The organism is Chryseobacterium potabilaquae, from assembly GCF_902728265.1.
Lineage (GTDB): Bacteria > Bacteroidota > Bacteroidia > Flavobacteriales > Weeksellaceae > Chryseobacterium > Chryseobacterium potabilaquae.
Window position 1 is genome coordinate 16,730 of sequence record NZ_CACVBR010000029.1, and the last position, 15,326, is coordinate 32,055.

12 protein-coding genes are annotated in these 15,326 nt (G+C 35.6%); all 12 read left to right on the plus strand.

Features of this window, described 5'->3' with window-relative positions:
* The first annotated feature begins 21 nt into the window (after positions 1-21).
* Positions 22-807: a hypothetical protein gene (locus CHRY9293_RS13485; RefSeq protein WP_162033461.1), complete on the plus strand. Its 786-nt coding sequence runs from the start codon at positions 22-24 to the stop codon at positions 805-807.
* A gap of 118 nt (positions 808-925) precedes the next feature.
* Entirely contained in the window at positions 926-1,366 is a 441-nt protein-coding gene (locus CHRY9293_RS13490) for a transposase (protein WP_162033462.1), read from the plus strand.
* 178 nt (positions 1,367-1,544) lie between these two features.
* Complete coding sequence (locus CHRY9293_RS13495) at positions 1,545-2,339, plus strand: hypothetical protein (protein WP_162033463.1); 795 nt, start codon at positions 1,545-1,547, stop codon at positions 2,337-2,339.
* Positions 2,340-2,568: 229 nt separating this feature from the next.
* On the plus strand, positions 2,569-2,892 hold the full coding sequence (locus CHRY9293_RS13500; RefSeq protein ID WP_162033464.1) for a helix-turn-helix domain-containing protein: 324 nt from the start codon (positions 2,569-2,571) through the stop codon (positions 2,890-2,892).
* A 174-nt stretch (positions 2,893-3,066) separates the two neighbouring features.
* The gene (locus CHRY9293_RS13505) at positions 3,067-3,684 is read left to right on the plus strand and encodes a hypothetical protein (RefSeq protein ID WP_162033465.1); all 618 of its coding nucleotides are present in this window, start codon (positions 3,067-3,069) and stop codon (positions 3,682-3,684) included.
* A 31-nt stretch (positions 3,685-3,715) separates the two neighbouring features.
* Entirely contained in the window at positions 3,716-5,377 is a 1,662-nt protein-coding gene (locus CHRY9293_RS13510) for an FISUMP domain-containing protein (RefSeq protein WP_162033466.1), read from the plus strand.
* 244 nt (positions 5,378-5,621) lie between these two features.
* On the plus strand, positions 5,622-7,517 hold the full coding sequence (locus CHRY9293_RS13515; RefSeq protein ID WP_162033467.1) for an FISUMP domain-containing protein: 1,896 nt from the start codon (positions 5,622-5,624) through the stop codon (positions 7,515-7,517).
* Positions 7,518-7,792: 275 nt separating this feature from the next.
* Complete coding sequence (locus CHRY9293_RS18735; RefSeq protein ID WP_228455539.1) at positions 7,793-7,948, plus strand: hypothetical protein; 156 nt, start codon at positions 7,793-7,795, stop codon at positions 7,946-7,948.
* 523 nt (positions 7,949-8,471) lie between these two features.
* On the plus strand, positions 8,472-9,110 hold the full coding sequence (locus CHRY9293_RS13520) for a response regulator transcription factor (RefSeq protein ID WP_162033468.1): 639 nt from the start codon (positions 8,472-8,474) through the stop codon (positions 9,108-9,110).
* 210 nt (positions 9,111-9,320) lie between these two features.
* Positions 9,321-10,268 carry a glycosyltransferase family 2 protein gene (locus CHRY9293_RS13525; RefSeq protein ID WP_162033469.1) on the plus strand — a complete coding sequence of 316 codons (948 nt, stop codon included), beginning with the start codon at positions 9,321-9,323 and terminating at the stop codon, positions 10,266-10,268.
* Between the two features lie 425 nt (positions 10,269-10,693).
* Positions 10,694-13,624: a reprolysin-like metallopeptidase gene (locus CHRY9293_RS13530; protein ID WP_162033470.1), complete on the plus strand. Its 2,931-nt coding sequence runs from the start codon at positions 10,694-10,696 to the stop codon at positions 13,622-13,624.
* A 296-nt stretch (positions 13,625-13,920) separates the two neighbouring features.
* Positions 13,921-14,991, plus strand: a complete 1,071-nt coding sequence (locus CHRY9293_RS13535) for a helix-turn-helix domain-containing protein (protein ID WP_162033471.1) — start codon at positions 13,921-13,923, stop codon at positions 14,989-14,991.
* The last annotated feature ends 335 nt before the right edge of the window (positions 14,992-15,326 follow it).

Here is a 15,326-nt window from a genome sequence, read left to right on the forward strand (position 1 = left end):
TAATTCTAAAAACTAATATCTATGAAAAATATGATTTTATTACCCTTGTGTATATTATTAGCCGGAAGGGTATACGGTCAAGTAGGAGTAAATACGCAAAACCCGCAAGGTGTCTTCCATGTTGATGGAGCTAAAGATAATGCTTTGACTGGCACACCCACCGTAGCTCAACAAGCCAATGATGTTATTATAACGTCCTCAGGGTCTATAGGGGTGGGTACTACTTCTCCTTCTACTAAGCTTCATATTAATACAGTATCCAATGAGAAGGCTTTAAGAATAACAGATGGAACTCAGGGAGCCGGAAAAGTCCTTACCTCTGACTCTAATGGAATAGGCTCCTGGCAGGATGCAGGAGTGGCAGGGGGAATTACCACGATAACAGGAGTGACACCTCAGACATTGACTCCCTATGGTACAACTGATGATAAATATATGAACTCTTATATTGATTTACCTACCGGAAAATGGTTTATATTTTTAGGGTATCTTCTTCATGGAGCCACAGGAGCCAACCAAAGATATGCCTCAAGATTTACTTTTTCAAGTTCCTCAAGTTCTATTGAAACAGTGGGATATAATTATATTGGAGGAAACAAATATGTCTTTAACCAAACTTCCAATGGAGGAGCAGGAGCTCATGATTATGGAATGTTTACTTCAGGGATAATAAGAGTAGAAGTGACCTCTACTAGTGCGGTGCGCCTGCATGTATGGGATAATGGTTCCCGAGGTTCGGGCGAAACAACAGGCGTGTCTATTGGACCTAATGGAGAAGACTATCTCTTTGCCATAAAGGCAAATTAACTTTATCCTTGGTTTTTATTAGGGGTGATATCTTTAGAAGAAATAAAGAAATAGATGTTCTCAAATAGCGGATAAAATTCTTTTTGTAGTTAATAAAGACCCATCAATTTTCAAGCGTATGATAAAAAACAGCTTTAATTTTAAAAATTTTCATTTAGGAAGCTTAATCCAACAAAAAGTTCAAGAAAACAATATTGAGCATCCCCGAATCTGCAAATTTTTGAAGTGTACCGAAGATCAGCTCAAGGAGATGTATATATCTGATCATTTGGATACTGATATTCTTCTTCGATGGAGTAAACTACTGGAGTATGATTTTTTCCGTATCTACAGCCAACATTTAATTTTGTATGCTCCTCCAGGAGGGGCAGGCCTTTCTCAAATCAAAAAGCCATCCACCTTACCTGAATTCCGTAAAAATATTTATACGCGTGAAATAATTGATTTTATACTGGAAATGATTGATAAGGGAGAAAAGACTATGCCGGATGTGATGAAAGAATATGGTATTTCTAAAAGTACCCTTCATAGCTGGACTAAAAAATATAAAAGAAAATAAGCAGTAAATCTATCTTTAAATTGAATTAAATCTTAAGGGCAGGTTGGAACTATTTTAAAATCTATTCCTGTTTGTTTCCCGGTTTTCGCTTTGTTTTTAGAACAGAAGGGAAAGAATAAAAATATTTTTGAACACTTTCATTCTAGAATTATTTATTAAAAACATTTAAACTATGATTATGAAAAAAATTATTTTTATAATACTGTTAAGTATTGGAGGATTTATTTTTTCCCAGGTGGGGATCAATAATATCTCTCCTGAATCTACCTTAGATATAGCAGCAAAAAATACTACCGGCTCTGCTAATCAGGTAGAAGGACTTTTGGTTCCCCGTATAGATAGAGAAAGAGCTCAAACTATGAATAATGTACCTATCTCTACCATAATTTATGTCAATAATATAACTACAGGATCGCAGAGTGGAACAGCCCAATATATAGATGATGAGAATTTTTATTATTTCGATGGGATTGCATGGCAGAAATTAGTCACCCCTCCTGCTAGTGAAAAGATCTTTGCTGTTGTGACTAAAAATGCCACCCAAACCATCCCCCACGGATCAAATCATGATATAACATGGCAGACCATCACCGGAACAAATGTCAATTCTGTCAGCCTCTCAGGGGGGAATATTACTTTACCACCTAATAAAGTCTTTTTATTACAAGGATATGTTGCATGGCTTAGTAGTTCTTCTGTATCGAATGGAAAAGCATGGATCAAATACCAATTTGTAAGTACTTCTAACCAACCTATAGGAAGTGTTCATATAGCAGGATTTCAGGAAGCCAGTACAGAAGAAATAAAGGATGGAGGAGTAAATCCTGCCACCGTTATAATTCATACGGGAGCTTCTCCCCTTATCGTTAAACTAGCCACTATGAGTTCCGGAGGCGATGGTTCAGAAAGCTATAATCTCAGTTATGGAACTGGTAACACCGGAACCTGTTATGTTCTTATTCAAGAATTATAAGAGAGTATTGCTTCGTGAGGAGTTGAATAGTACAGAATTATATCCCTTTTCATTCTACTACGGCATTAGATAAAGATAAAAATAGAATATTAATTTATAAACGGAGGGAGGAACCACTTATGATTTAAAATATGAATAGGTGGCCCTGGAGCTAAGTTTTAAGCCTCTATAACTCTTTATTAATTTTTAAAGATAAGATTAAAAGGGTATAAAAAATAAATAATAAGATATGATAAAGATAGTTGATTATAAGCGTATTTTTTTTGATATTCTAGATAAAAAACATCCTGAAAAGAAAGAAATTTGTCAAGAATTATTGTCTAAAAAAAATTTATCCGTGCTGGATATTATCGAACTTAATAAAAAGATATTCGGAGTTCCTGATGCTGATACAGCGGCCTTTAATCAGGGGCATCGTGCCTATACGCGATCCAGTATATTACAAATATTGGATTATCAGAAGAAATATCGTCTTAACAACTCTCAAGTAGCCCGACATTTTAAGACTAGTAGACATACTATAAGGAAATGGAAAAATCGATATCTGATATAATTATCAACCTGCACAGTAATTGAGAAAATAAACTTTAGAGCAAGCATGTACTGCAAAGAATTTCCTCCTTACTAGGGAGGAGAAGAGGATACTCCTTCAATTTTCTTCAGATATTAATAAAGAAGTTTCCTCTTCCATAAATTTTACAATATTATTTTAAATTAAATATACACAATGAAAAAAACATTTATTATTCTTACCACAATTGTAAGTATGTACACCTTGGGTCAAGTGGGGATTAATACCAATACTCCCCAGTCTACCTTGGATATTGTAGGCAATACTACTGTAACTTCCCCCGATGGGCTTCTTATTCCCCGTTTTACGGTAGCAGAATTATCTGCGAGAGACGGAGCTTATGGAGCTGCCCAAAATGGGGTACTGGTATTTGTTACTTCAGGCACAGGATCGTCAGGAAAAACTTCTGATATTATAGGTACGGGAGTTTATTATTATGATAATTCCACCTCGAAATGGAAAGGGGTAGAAGGAAACTCTTCTTCCTCATCTTTTAATGTAACAGCTGACCAAACTTCAGATTATACCGTATTACCAACTGATAATTTTGTAAAACTTAATCTTACAACTCCCGGACATATGTTAACCCTCCCTACTTCAGGAATTCCCGTGGGGAAAATAATTTATGTATCCAATATCGGTAGTGACGGAATAGATTTGTCTCCTCTTCCATTCAATCCCTCCTTTGTTAATATAGGGGCACGCATCTCTGGGATTTTGGTATATCTAGGAGGAACGGGAAATGGTTCATGGGATTGGGTATCAGGATACTAAAATTTTAAATTAACAACACAATTATACTATAATGAGAAATAAATTTATTCATCTGGAAAAGCTGTTTGCTCTATCCTTATTAATGGTAGGCACTTGCTTTTACACTCAGATAAGAATCGCTAATAGTGCTACTAATCAGGCGGCATTAAATAGCTCTGCTTTTATTGATGCTTCTTCTAATACTTCCTTTAACCTATCTACTAACGTGGGAAAGGGATTATTATATCCTCGTATGGATTTAAGTACCTTTACTGCTTTTTCGGGAGCTCCTATAGGTATTCCTAATTCTTATCCCTATTATTATGATGGATTTATGGTATATAATACGGCAAGTAGTGGGGTAGCCGGTGTGGGTTCTACAGAAGGAACCCTGTGTCGAGGATTTTGGTATTATGATAATTCTACCACCTCTATTAACCAGGGAACGTGGAGGCCCTTTCGTCCAGAGATGTGCTCCATAGTAAATCCTATAGTCACCACTCTTAACTGTAGTGGAGCCACCCACCTAGGAACTCTTACCCCCGGCGCAGCTGCCTCGGGGGTTAGTACGCAGATTCCATATACCGGAGGAAATGGTTCGGGTTATCCTTCTGGAACACCCATAGCTTCTACAGGAGTAACGGGTCTTACGGCTACCCTCCAAGCAGGTACACTTGCTAATGGAAATGGAACATTAACATATACTATTACCGGCACCCCTTCTGGGGCGGGAACCGCAAGTTTTTCTATATCATTTGGAGGACATACCTGTAGCTTTACTAGAGAGGTAACTGCTGTAAATCCTATTGTTACCAATCTCAATTGTGGTAGTAGTAGCTTTTCTCCAGTCACAATCACTCAGGGAGAAGTTTATACAGGTACTTTAACAATTCCTTATACAGGAGGAAATGGTGATTCTTACTCTCAAATGTCTTTTACCCAAAACGGATTAACTTTTACTCTTCCTGCAGGAACCCTAGCCACAGGAGCAGATAATCTGGTATATAATATCACCGGCACTCCTATGAGTTCAGGTATGATGAGTATCCCGATCAGTTTTGGTTCTCAATCATGTAGTGTGAGTAAGACAGTATCTCCTTCTGGTAATGGAGGTGGAACCTCGATGTGTATGGGAGACGGAACCAAAGTATGGGCGTCCTATAATTTAGGTGCTGATCCAAGTTTGACAGATCCTAATCCACCGGTTATAACCCAAGAATATCACGGGAATTATTACCAATGGGGACGAGCGGATGTTGTTGCGAATGCTGATACACCTCCTGAAGCGATTGCTGGGTGGAATACAATCGCAGCCTCCAATGGGGCTTGGAATTCAGGGAGTGAGGATATTCCCGTTAAGACAGCAATAGATCCATGTCCTTCTGGGTTTAGAGTTCCTACACAAACAGAATGGGCAGCTTTAGTCAATAATAGCACAAGTAATACGATAGGAACGTTTAATGATAGCCCTACTAACTTTGGTGCGGCTCGCCAATTTACCTGTCCTAGTAATGGTAATAAACTCACTCTTCCCGCTGCGGGATACCGCGGTAATGTAGGGGCTTTGAGCAGCCGTAGTAATTATGGATACTATTGGAGTTCCACTAATGTCCTTTCTGTTGCGTATAACTTACAATTTAGCAATGGTATGGTGAGCGCGATCGATAGGGAAAACCGGATCGATGGCTTCTCGGTTCGTTGTATAGCAGAATAATTCATTCTATTGATTACAATTAGGTGGGATTTATCGTCCTATTTCTGGGTCAAAAAAAAGAAACTAGTATAATTACCTTGTACCGGCGGCTTGCCGCCGGTTTTATTTCAATAAAATTAGACTCAATCGAGTGAAGGTTGATATACCTTAATATATATAAAGATATAAGAGGCTTTCTTTCAAGAGATATTATAAACTTTAAACATATCATAAAAATAATTAATAGTTATAAAAACTAATACCTATGAAAAACACGATTTTATTACCATTGTCAGTGTTAATCTCCTTTGGTGCATATAGCCAAGTGGGGGTCAATACATCTACTCCTAAAGCTACACTGGATGTCAAGGCAAAGAACATAGATGGGAGCAGTTCTGAAGGAATTATTGTCCCCCAACTTACTGGTGACGCTTTGTTTTCTGCTATAGCGGGCAATAAGTACGGGATGGACCAGGATGGGGCCGTTGTGTATGTCACAGAGGCGGCTTCTGCTGATAATCAAACTGGGCAAACCGCTAAAGTAGATGATTATGGGTTCTATTATTTTCATGGACAACATGATGAATGGACAAAATTAGGAAGTGCGGCTACTATTTATAGGACTGATGGGATTCTAACAGGTCCTCGTCATATGAACATGGACGGTAACAATTTAGGATTTACAGGGGGAAGAATGGGAGTAGGCACTTCTACACCTGATCCTTCTGCGATTCTTGATCTTACCAGCACTACGGATGGATTCTTACCTCCAAGGATGACTAAGGTCCAAATGAATGCTATATTTCATCCCGCTCATGGCCTTGTTATCTATTGTACAGATTGTTTTGGAAATAAGGGATGTATTATGGTGAATGATTCTACCAATCCCTTAGTTCCAGAATGGGGATCCTTATGTTCTTCTAACACCCCTAATGGAGATGTTTTAGCGCTGGACTGTTCCTCAGCAACTACGTCAGGGACTTTATTTGCAGGCTCTATGGTCAGTGGAGTCAATACCACGATACCTTATTCCGGAGGAAATGGGGGAGCATATAATGCGGGTTCGTTTATTTCTACAGGAGTTACAGGCTTAAGTGCTACTATTGCTGGAGGGATCTTAAACTCAGGGAATGGAAATCTTATATTTAATATAAGCGGTACTCCTTCTGCAGCCGGAACTGCGAATTTTGCTATAACGATAGGAGGGAAATCCTGTACCTTTAGTGTTCCAGTTAATCCTTTTTTAGGAAGTATTACCGCCTTAAATTGTGGTTCAGCTTCTTTTACTCCTCCTACAATAACCCAAGGGGAAACTTACAGTGGAACGATGAGTATTCCTTATACTGGCGGAAACGGTGAGGCCTATGGTCAGCAGCAATTTAGTTTTAACGGATTAACCTTTACCTTACCTGCGGGAGCTTTGGTAAATGGTAATGGTAACTTGGTATACACTGTAACAGGAACTGCTACAACTGCTGGAACCATGAGTCTTCCGATCAGTTTTGCAGGACAGAGCTGTAATGTTAGTAAGACAATTTCTCCTTCCGGAAGTGGGGGTGGAATCACGATGTGTATGGGCAATAGTACTAAGGTTTGGGCTTCTCATAATTTGGGTGCTGATACGAGTTTGGATCCTAATCCTTCTGTGGTTACTCAAGGGCTTCACGGAAATTATTACCAATGGGGAAGAATTGATTCTGTAGCTGATACTTATACTCCTGCTGGCAATATCTCAGGTTGGAATACCACACCCGCCTCTAATGGCGCTTGGAATTCCGGTACTGAATCTGTTCCTGTAAAGACAGCTATTGACCCATGTCCTTCTGGTTTCCGTGTTCCTACGAGAACAGAATGGACGGCTTTAATCAATAATAGCACAAGTAATACGATAGGAACGTTTAGTACTAGCCCTACTAACTTTGGAGCTGCTCGTCAGTTTAACTGTCCTTCTAACGGTAATAAATTGACTCTTCCGGCTTCGGGGAGCCGCCACGACATTACGGGAGCTTTGGCCAACCGCGGTAACGAAGGCGACTATTGGAGCAGTACAGAGCGCAGCGGAGCTGGCGCTTATCTCCTGGACTTCTTTCCTGGCGTCATTAACCCAGCGGGCAGCGCCACCCGTACCCCCGGCTTCTCGGTTCGCTGTATAGCAGAATAATCATTCTATTGATTGTATTTATTTGACAATTTGGCGGGGTTTATTTTACTATTTCTGCGTCAAAAAAAGGAAATTATATTTCCCTCAACCGGCGGCAAGCCGCCGGTTTTTATATTCAATGTTCCAAACACGGGATCTTTTGGATGGCTTATGAGCAGAGGGCTTATTGGCTCTGGTAATTAAAAAAATATAAACCTTGTTATCAATATACGGGAGGAAATAGATTTGTTTTTAACCAGACTTCCAATGGGAATGCAGGAGCTCATGACTACGGAATGTTTACCTCTGGGATAATAAGAATAGAGGTTACCTCTTCCAGCAGTGTAAGGTTATATGTATGGGATAATGGATCTCGTATTTACGGGGAGGTGACTGGGGTAACAATTGGTTCTAATGGAGAAAACTATCTCTTTGCTATAAAGGCAAACTAATTACTCTTTTTATAGAGGGAAGGATGGAGAAAAACTATATAGGATAGGATAAAGTTAGAACATTTATAATAAATATTAAATAATTGATCAATTTTATAAGAATAAAGTAAATGATAAGAAGAGGGAAAATCTGAATTTTCGTCCCGAAACTAAACAGTATAATAATTAAAGTTATGTAGTTATCTATTTATTAAGGCTATAACTTAAAGTTAGTTTTTGAAAAATACTATATTGAGGAATAGTTCTTCATGAAATTTTTTTTTCATCCTAATGTATTTTTTTATATCCGGGGATTACTCTGTATATTCCCGGGTTTAGCTCTCCGGGAATGAAGAGTCCCTTATTTGGGGAGATTTATAGCGATAAATATTTATAATATAAAGTTATTTTATTAGAAATAAGCTTTTGAATATTCCTATCAGTTTTGTTTCATCATAAGTCGTTTTTAATTCCGGGAAAGGATAATGAAACTTTCCCGGGTTTTAGTGAGAAAATAATTTTACATATTTAATTAAAATTAGCTATGAATACAAGAATTCTTATTGCTGATGCGCAGCATGTGTCTATAGAAGGAATGTCTTTTATTTTAAAAACCATGAATCCAGATATTGTAATAGATAGAGTCTATAATAAGACACAGCTTATGGAAAAGACCATGGAAAAAAAGTATGATTTTCTTATTTTAGATATTGCTCTATTGGGGAATGTTTTTGATTCTACAGTAAAGAATATAAAGGAGATAACCCCCAAGCTTAAAGTAATCATCTTTACAGCCTTTCCAAAAGAAGATATACTTCTTTTGTACCTTTATCAGGGTGTCCAAGGGTTGGTTTACAAATCCTACGATGAGTCGGAACTTCGTACTGCCCTTTATTCTATTTTTAAACATGGATATTACTATCCCCAGGAATTACTTTATAATTTTATTCATACTGGTAAAATTCCATCCTATTCTAGCCGAGGATTAGATATTTTATCTGATAGAGAAAGAGAAGTCTATTTTTATTTAGTTAAGGGAACAGGGTTATTGGAGATTTCCAATGCTCTAGGGCTTCATCAATCCACAGTAAGTATATATAAAAAGAATATTTTCCAAAAGCTAAATTTTAACTCTTTAGTGGACCTTATCAATTACGACAAATATAGGGAAAATCTCTCTTAGTAGGTTAGGATTATAGCCTATAGGAGAGTTAGCTTTTTAATAAAGAAAATAGCTTTTTATTACTCCTCATACTTCTTTTTTTTAACCTCGTGTTTTACATATCTCAACTAAAGTAGGAGGAGTAATAAAAAGCTATTTTACTTTCCAAACTACATTATAACTAAAACGAGGAACCATTAAATAATTCACAAGTCGTAAACCATTTTAAAAATGAAAGTATCTGTTATTATTCCTGTATATAATGCGGAAAAATATATATCCCGTGCCGTGGAATCTACTTTACAGTGTAATGAAGTATATGAAATTATTTTAATTGAAGATCAATCTCCGGATAATGCCTTAGAGATATGTAAGAGCTTGGCCGGGCAATATGAAAAGGTAAAGCTCTTTCGCCATGGGGATGGAAAAAACCATGGAGCAGGAGAGAGCCGAAATCTTGGAATAGAAAAGGCTACAGGTGATTTTCTGGCTTTTTTGGATGCCGATGATTATTATCTTCCCAATCGTTTTAAAGCCGAGAGTATTCTATTTCAAAATCCTGAAGTAGAGGGGGTGTATGGAGGGTTAGGAGTACATTATTATTCCGATACCGCCAAAGAACAATATTATAAAGTTTTTGGAGATCGTTTAACGACTGTTTACCAAAAACATCCTCCCGCATCTGTTTTTCCCGGACAATTGGGAATGAAAGGAAGTTTCGGGTTATTTAGTATTGATACTTTAACACTTCGCCGAGAATCTCTGCTCAATAAGATGGATATTTTTTTTAAGAATTTAAGAATCCATGAAGATTCGGAGTTTTTTTTCCGTCTTTCCTATTATTTGAATCTTTATCCCGGATTTTTGGATTGCCCTGTAGCCATGAGAGGAGTTCATGACCATAATAGAATTACTGAAATAGAGACCAGAAAAATTAAACCCTGTACTACAAAAATTCTTTTATGGAAGGAAATAAGAAACTGGTCAGAAGGAGAAGAGAGAATGCCAGAAGATATTAAAGTGCATATTAGAAGGATGCATCAAAGTTTTGAGATTGCTAATGCTCCCTTATTAAAAAAAGGTATTCTCATCATTAAATATTTAGTATGTGATTATTCTCTCATTCGCAATGGACTCTACAACATTAATTTTAGGAAACTAAGCACACAGATATTTTGATAATGTGATATCAGTTGGAAGAAAGTAGAAAAGGTATCCTTCTATGGTGGCTCAGAAAGGTTAGTAAAAGAATTGGATGGGGAAGAAAAAGTTTTCGGTGACGCCGGGTTACTATCTATTGAAGATAAAAATAGGAAATCAATTGATAACTAGGAACATTACGAAATAAAATTATAAAGTAAAATCAAAATTAACAAATCATGAAAAAAATGCTATTAATCCTCAGTATGGTAACTTCTGTAAGTAGGTGTGCACAGTAAGATGATGTTCCCGCAGACCCGGGAGATCCGGCTCAAACAGGCGTGTATATCCCTGCAGTATTAATAATAGGCGTTGGTTTTTTTGTTACTTATAGGCAAATAAAATCAAAAATATAAAAGAATATAGATATCTAGCTTATTGAAAATAAAAACAAATAAAAAACAATGAAAAGAACTATAACTATTTTAATGTTGAGCTTAATGGGAAATATGATATTTTCTCAATGGAGCCCCGTGATGGATGTGAAAAACTCAATGATTGCTTCTGATCGAAGTAATTACTATCGACTAGATTTTGCTAAAATTAAATTATTACTTAAAGATGCCCAGGAAGCTGGTAGAAATTCCAAGACAACAGAGATTTCATTACCTACGTTGGGAGGTAGAATGGAAAAATTTGCTGTATATAGCTTTCCGGTTTTGGTTAAAGATCTTGCAGATCAATATGAATTAGGATCTTATGTAGGAATTGGTATAGATGATCCCTTGAAATATGTAAGGTTTTCTTTAGCTCCTGATGATTTTCAATCTATGATAATCAAAAACGGGGAAACTGAATATATAAGCTCCCAAGCTAAAAATAAGGATTTATATGTAGTTTATCCCAAATCGAGAAATAATTATGGTTTTGTGTGTAGTACGGAAGAGAATCCTCTATTGGTAAAACAAATACAGGAGCTCCAAAAGAAAGGTCAATCGCTGGCAAAGCAACCTTTGGATTTTACTAAAAGCTCGGACAAAAAATTTCGTACTTACAGGCTTGCTATATCCGTTAATGGTGAATATAGTCAATATTTTGGAGGAACCGTTTCGGCAGCACTTACTGCTATTAATGCGACAATGACTAGGGTAAACGGAATACTGGAAAAGGATTTGGCGATTCATTTAACTGTGCAAAACTTCCCCCAGTTAATTTATACCGACCCTTCTACCGACCCTTATTCTACCCATGCGCCTGAAGTTTGGAATTCGGAGGTACAAAATGTATTAAATATGGAAATAGGAAATTCCGCATATGACATTGGTCACTTTTTTGCAGGAGGAGGCAGCTATCCAGGTAATGCAGGTGGTATAGGGACTGTATGTCTGGATCCATCTACTATGAATTTTAGTGCAAAGGGGGCGGCGTTTACCGCATCAGATGGGCCTACAGGTGAATATTTTGACTTACTAGTTGCACATGAATTCGGACATCAGTTAGGAGCTTATCATACATTTTCTTATATAAATTCAGAGAATCCAATTGAGCCCGGGTCTGGTTCCACTATTATGAGTTATGCTGGAGCAGCATATTCGGATGATGTTCAGCCAGGCCCAGATCCCTATTTTCACACTTCAAATATTAAGGGAGTCCATACTATTTTAATGAATAAAACATGCGGTACAGAAACACCGATAATGAATAATCCTCCTGTCATATTTCCCTTAATTACCTCTAATATTCCTAAAAAGACCCCTTTCGTATTAGATGCGTTAATAACGGACCCAGAAAATGATCCTATGACTTATACGTGGGAACAGGTTGATATTGCAGAATTTATTACAGTTAATAAGGATAATTTGGGTAATACACTTACTGGTCCTATGTTCAGGTCGATAATGCCCGGAGCTTCTTCCAAAAGATATTTTCCTAAATTATCGTCAGTGCTGGATGGAGTTTTGGATAATACCAATAATGGATGGGAGTCTGTTTCCAAAATAGCAAGAACAACAAAGTTCGCAGTTACAGTAAGAGATAATAATCCAGATCCTTCTCAGCAACAAACCCAGTATATGGAACAAACAATTATTGTCGGAGATGATGGACCTTTTAAAATTAATACTTCACAAGTTTTCAATAATATGTCTTCAACAGTGGAATGGGATATTGCGAATACCAATATACCACCCTACAATGTTTCTGATGTCAAGATAGATTATACTATGGATAATGGTTTCACTTGGACTATCCTTTCTAATTCTACTCCTAATGATGGATCAGAAAATTTTATATTTCCAGCTTCTTTAAACAATAACCAGTATGTTAAGCTTAGAATCTCAGCTATCAACAATGTTTTTTATGCTATAAAAAAAGTAATAGTAACGAACGGTATTTGTGAAAATACTACCCCACAGAATATAAAGATAAATGATATAAGTTTTTATTCTGCAATAATAAGCTGGGATCCCATAGGAAGTGTTACTTATCAGGTAAGATATAAGAAGTCTACAGATACTTCATGGCTACAGACTATTCCAACAACAAATACGAGTCTTATTTTAAATGATTTAGAAAAAGGAATTCAATATGATATTCAGATTGCAGCAGTGTGTTCAGGAATAACAGGCAATTTTTCTACTACTACTAACTTTACTACATCCACATATTGTACATCATCTTCCACGAGTACACCTAATGATTATATAGCAAATGTTACTTTGAGTAATATTAATAATTCTTCTGGAGTAAGTGTATATACAGATTATACAAACAGTTCTCCATTACAGATTAATTTAATAAAAGGCTCTAGTAATATATTATCTGTGGCTAAGGGTTGGCTGAATACTGCTGCGCGTCCTGATGCTATAACGGTTTGGATAGATTTTGACAATAATGGAGAATTCCTTAATTCTCCCGATGAGATGATTATGATAGTAGGTGATCAGACTACCCAAAATCCAGTAATGGGAAGTTTTACAGTGCCTGATAATGCCATACTTAATGAGAAGTTGAGAATGAGAGTTAAATTATCTTATTTTCCTCCCACTAATATTCCCTTGGAACAATTTGTACTCTCTGCTTGTGGTTTTTTTGATGTGGGAGAGGTGGAAGATTACACTGTAGTTATTACAGATATCCCATTAACGACTCATGATATTAATTCTAAAAAAGAAGAAATTCAATTATACCCTAATCCAGCATCTGATACGTTGTATGTTACGAATTTATTGAGTAAAGTAATTTATAAAATTTATAATACTGCAGGTCAATTGATAGATCGGGGGAATATTATTAATGGACAGATTGATATTTCTGAAATAATGAAGGGGGAATATATTATTTCTCTTGAAGATAAAGGAAAAAATCTTTTCAAGTCTAAGTTTATTAAAAGGTAATCTATTTATAGTATTATGAATTTTATTTAACCTGAATCCAGGTTAAGCAATGTTAAAAATAGCTGACCGTCATTTACTTTTTTTAAGGGGAGTGACGGTTTTTTGGAAAGAAGCAGTATGCAGGAGCGTATCAAAAAGTATGGGGCAATTTCTCAACAGTCTTGAATATTAAAATATCGATACTTTCTAAAAGTTGGATCTTAAAGGAATAAATGGGTGTATTTTTGATGATAGCTTGGGAAGGTTTTATAATGTATTAAATTAACGAACAACAGGTTAATATTAAATAAAATATAATGAAAGTTTTTAAACACCTTAAATTTATAAATATTATCCCCCCAATAAACAGATTTTATCTATTTTTTTTACTTTGCTTATCCTATAGTCAATATATAGATAAATGTAATACTATCTACATTAAAACATTATTAGAAACTTCCCAAAAAGACCTTAATAAAGCTTTAGAAAAAATAAATTCATTATTTATAATAGCTAACCTCTCCCTGCTAAAACCAAAAAGCTTAATGCGGGAGATCACACTTTATTTATGGAATGAAAGAAAATATGTGCACATCGCCACAGGATTCAGGAATGATACCTTATATATTTCTTTAAAAAACAAAAGGTATAAGAGATGTGAAAAATATTTAGTCCTTGTAAAAAATATTAATGAATGGGGTAGAATTAAAGAGAAATATAGAGATGTTAGATATAGTCGAGTAGATATATTAAAAAAAATTGTAAATGTCTCATACGCAGGTATGCATAATAAAAATATTTCTTTACAAAAAAAAAGTGAAATTTTAGAAAGAAAAAGCAGAATATACATTATGGTCCTTGCCCTATTTATTATGCTAATAGGAATATTATTTTTTTTACGATACTTAAATAATCATAAAAAAAGGGGGACTCATTTAAAAAAAACATTAGATCTATATTCGTCCCGAGAAACCTATTCAAGTATATTGGAAAAGAAAGAAACAAGTAAATTAAAAAAAAGTGAATTAAAAATATCATCCGTAATAGAACAAAAAATTTTAACAAAATTGAAGGAATTTGAAGAATCAGATCTCTTTATAAATAATAATATGTCTCGTGCTTACTTAGCTACATTTTGTGAAATAAATGATAAATATTTATCCTATGTTATAAATAAGCATAAGAATAAGGGTATAAATAGCTATATTAATGAGTTGCGTATAAATTATATTATTAGAAAATTACGAAATGTTAGAGAGTATAAGAAATATAAAATTGCTATATTGGCCAAAGAGTCAGGGTTTTCGTCACCAAATAAATTTTCTCTCATTTTTAAAAAACATATAGGCATGACTCCTTCACAATTTATAAAAGAATTAGATAAATAAAATCTGCTCCCCCAAGCATGCTTATAAGAACGTCATAACTGACTCTCCTTGATTTAGCCATTGGGCTTTGGGAAGAAAGGCAGTAAGAAGAAAAAGTCCCATAGGTAAAATCTTTACAATTAAGGAAATGCTTTACACTTTCTTAGCCATAAAAAACACTCAAAACCACCCAATGAATCTGTTCTATTTTTGATTTCATCCTTAACAGACTTAAACAAATCGCAAGAATTTATACAACTCGATGGAAGATAGAAACCTGTTTCTACAAATGAAAACAAAAGGATTTAACATTGAAGATATAGTAGTATGGAAAAGTATACTAAAACCATTTAAAT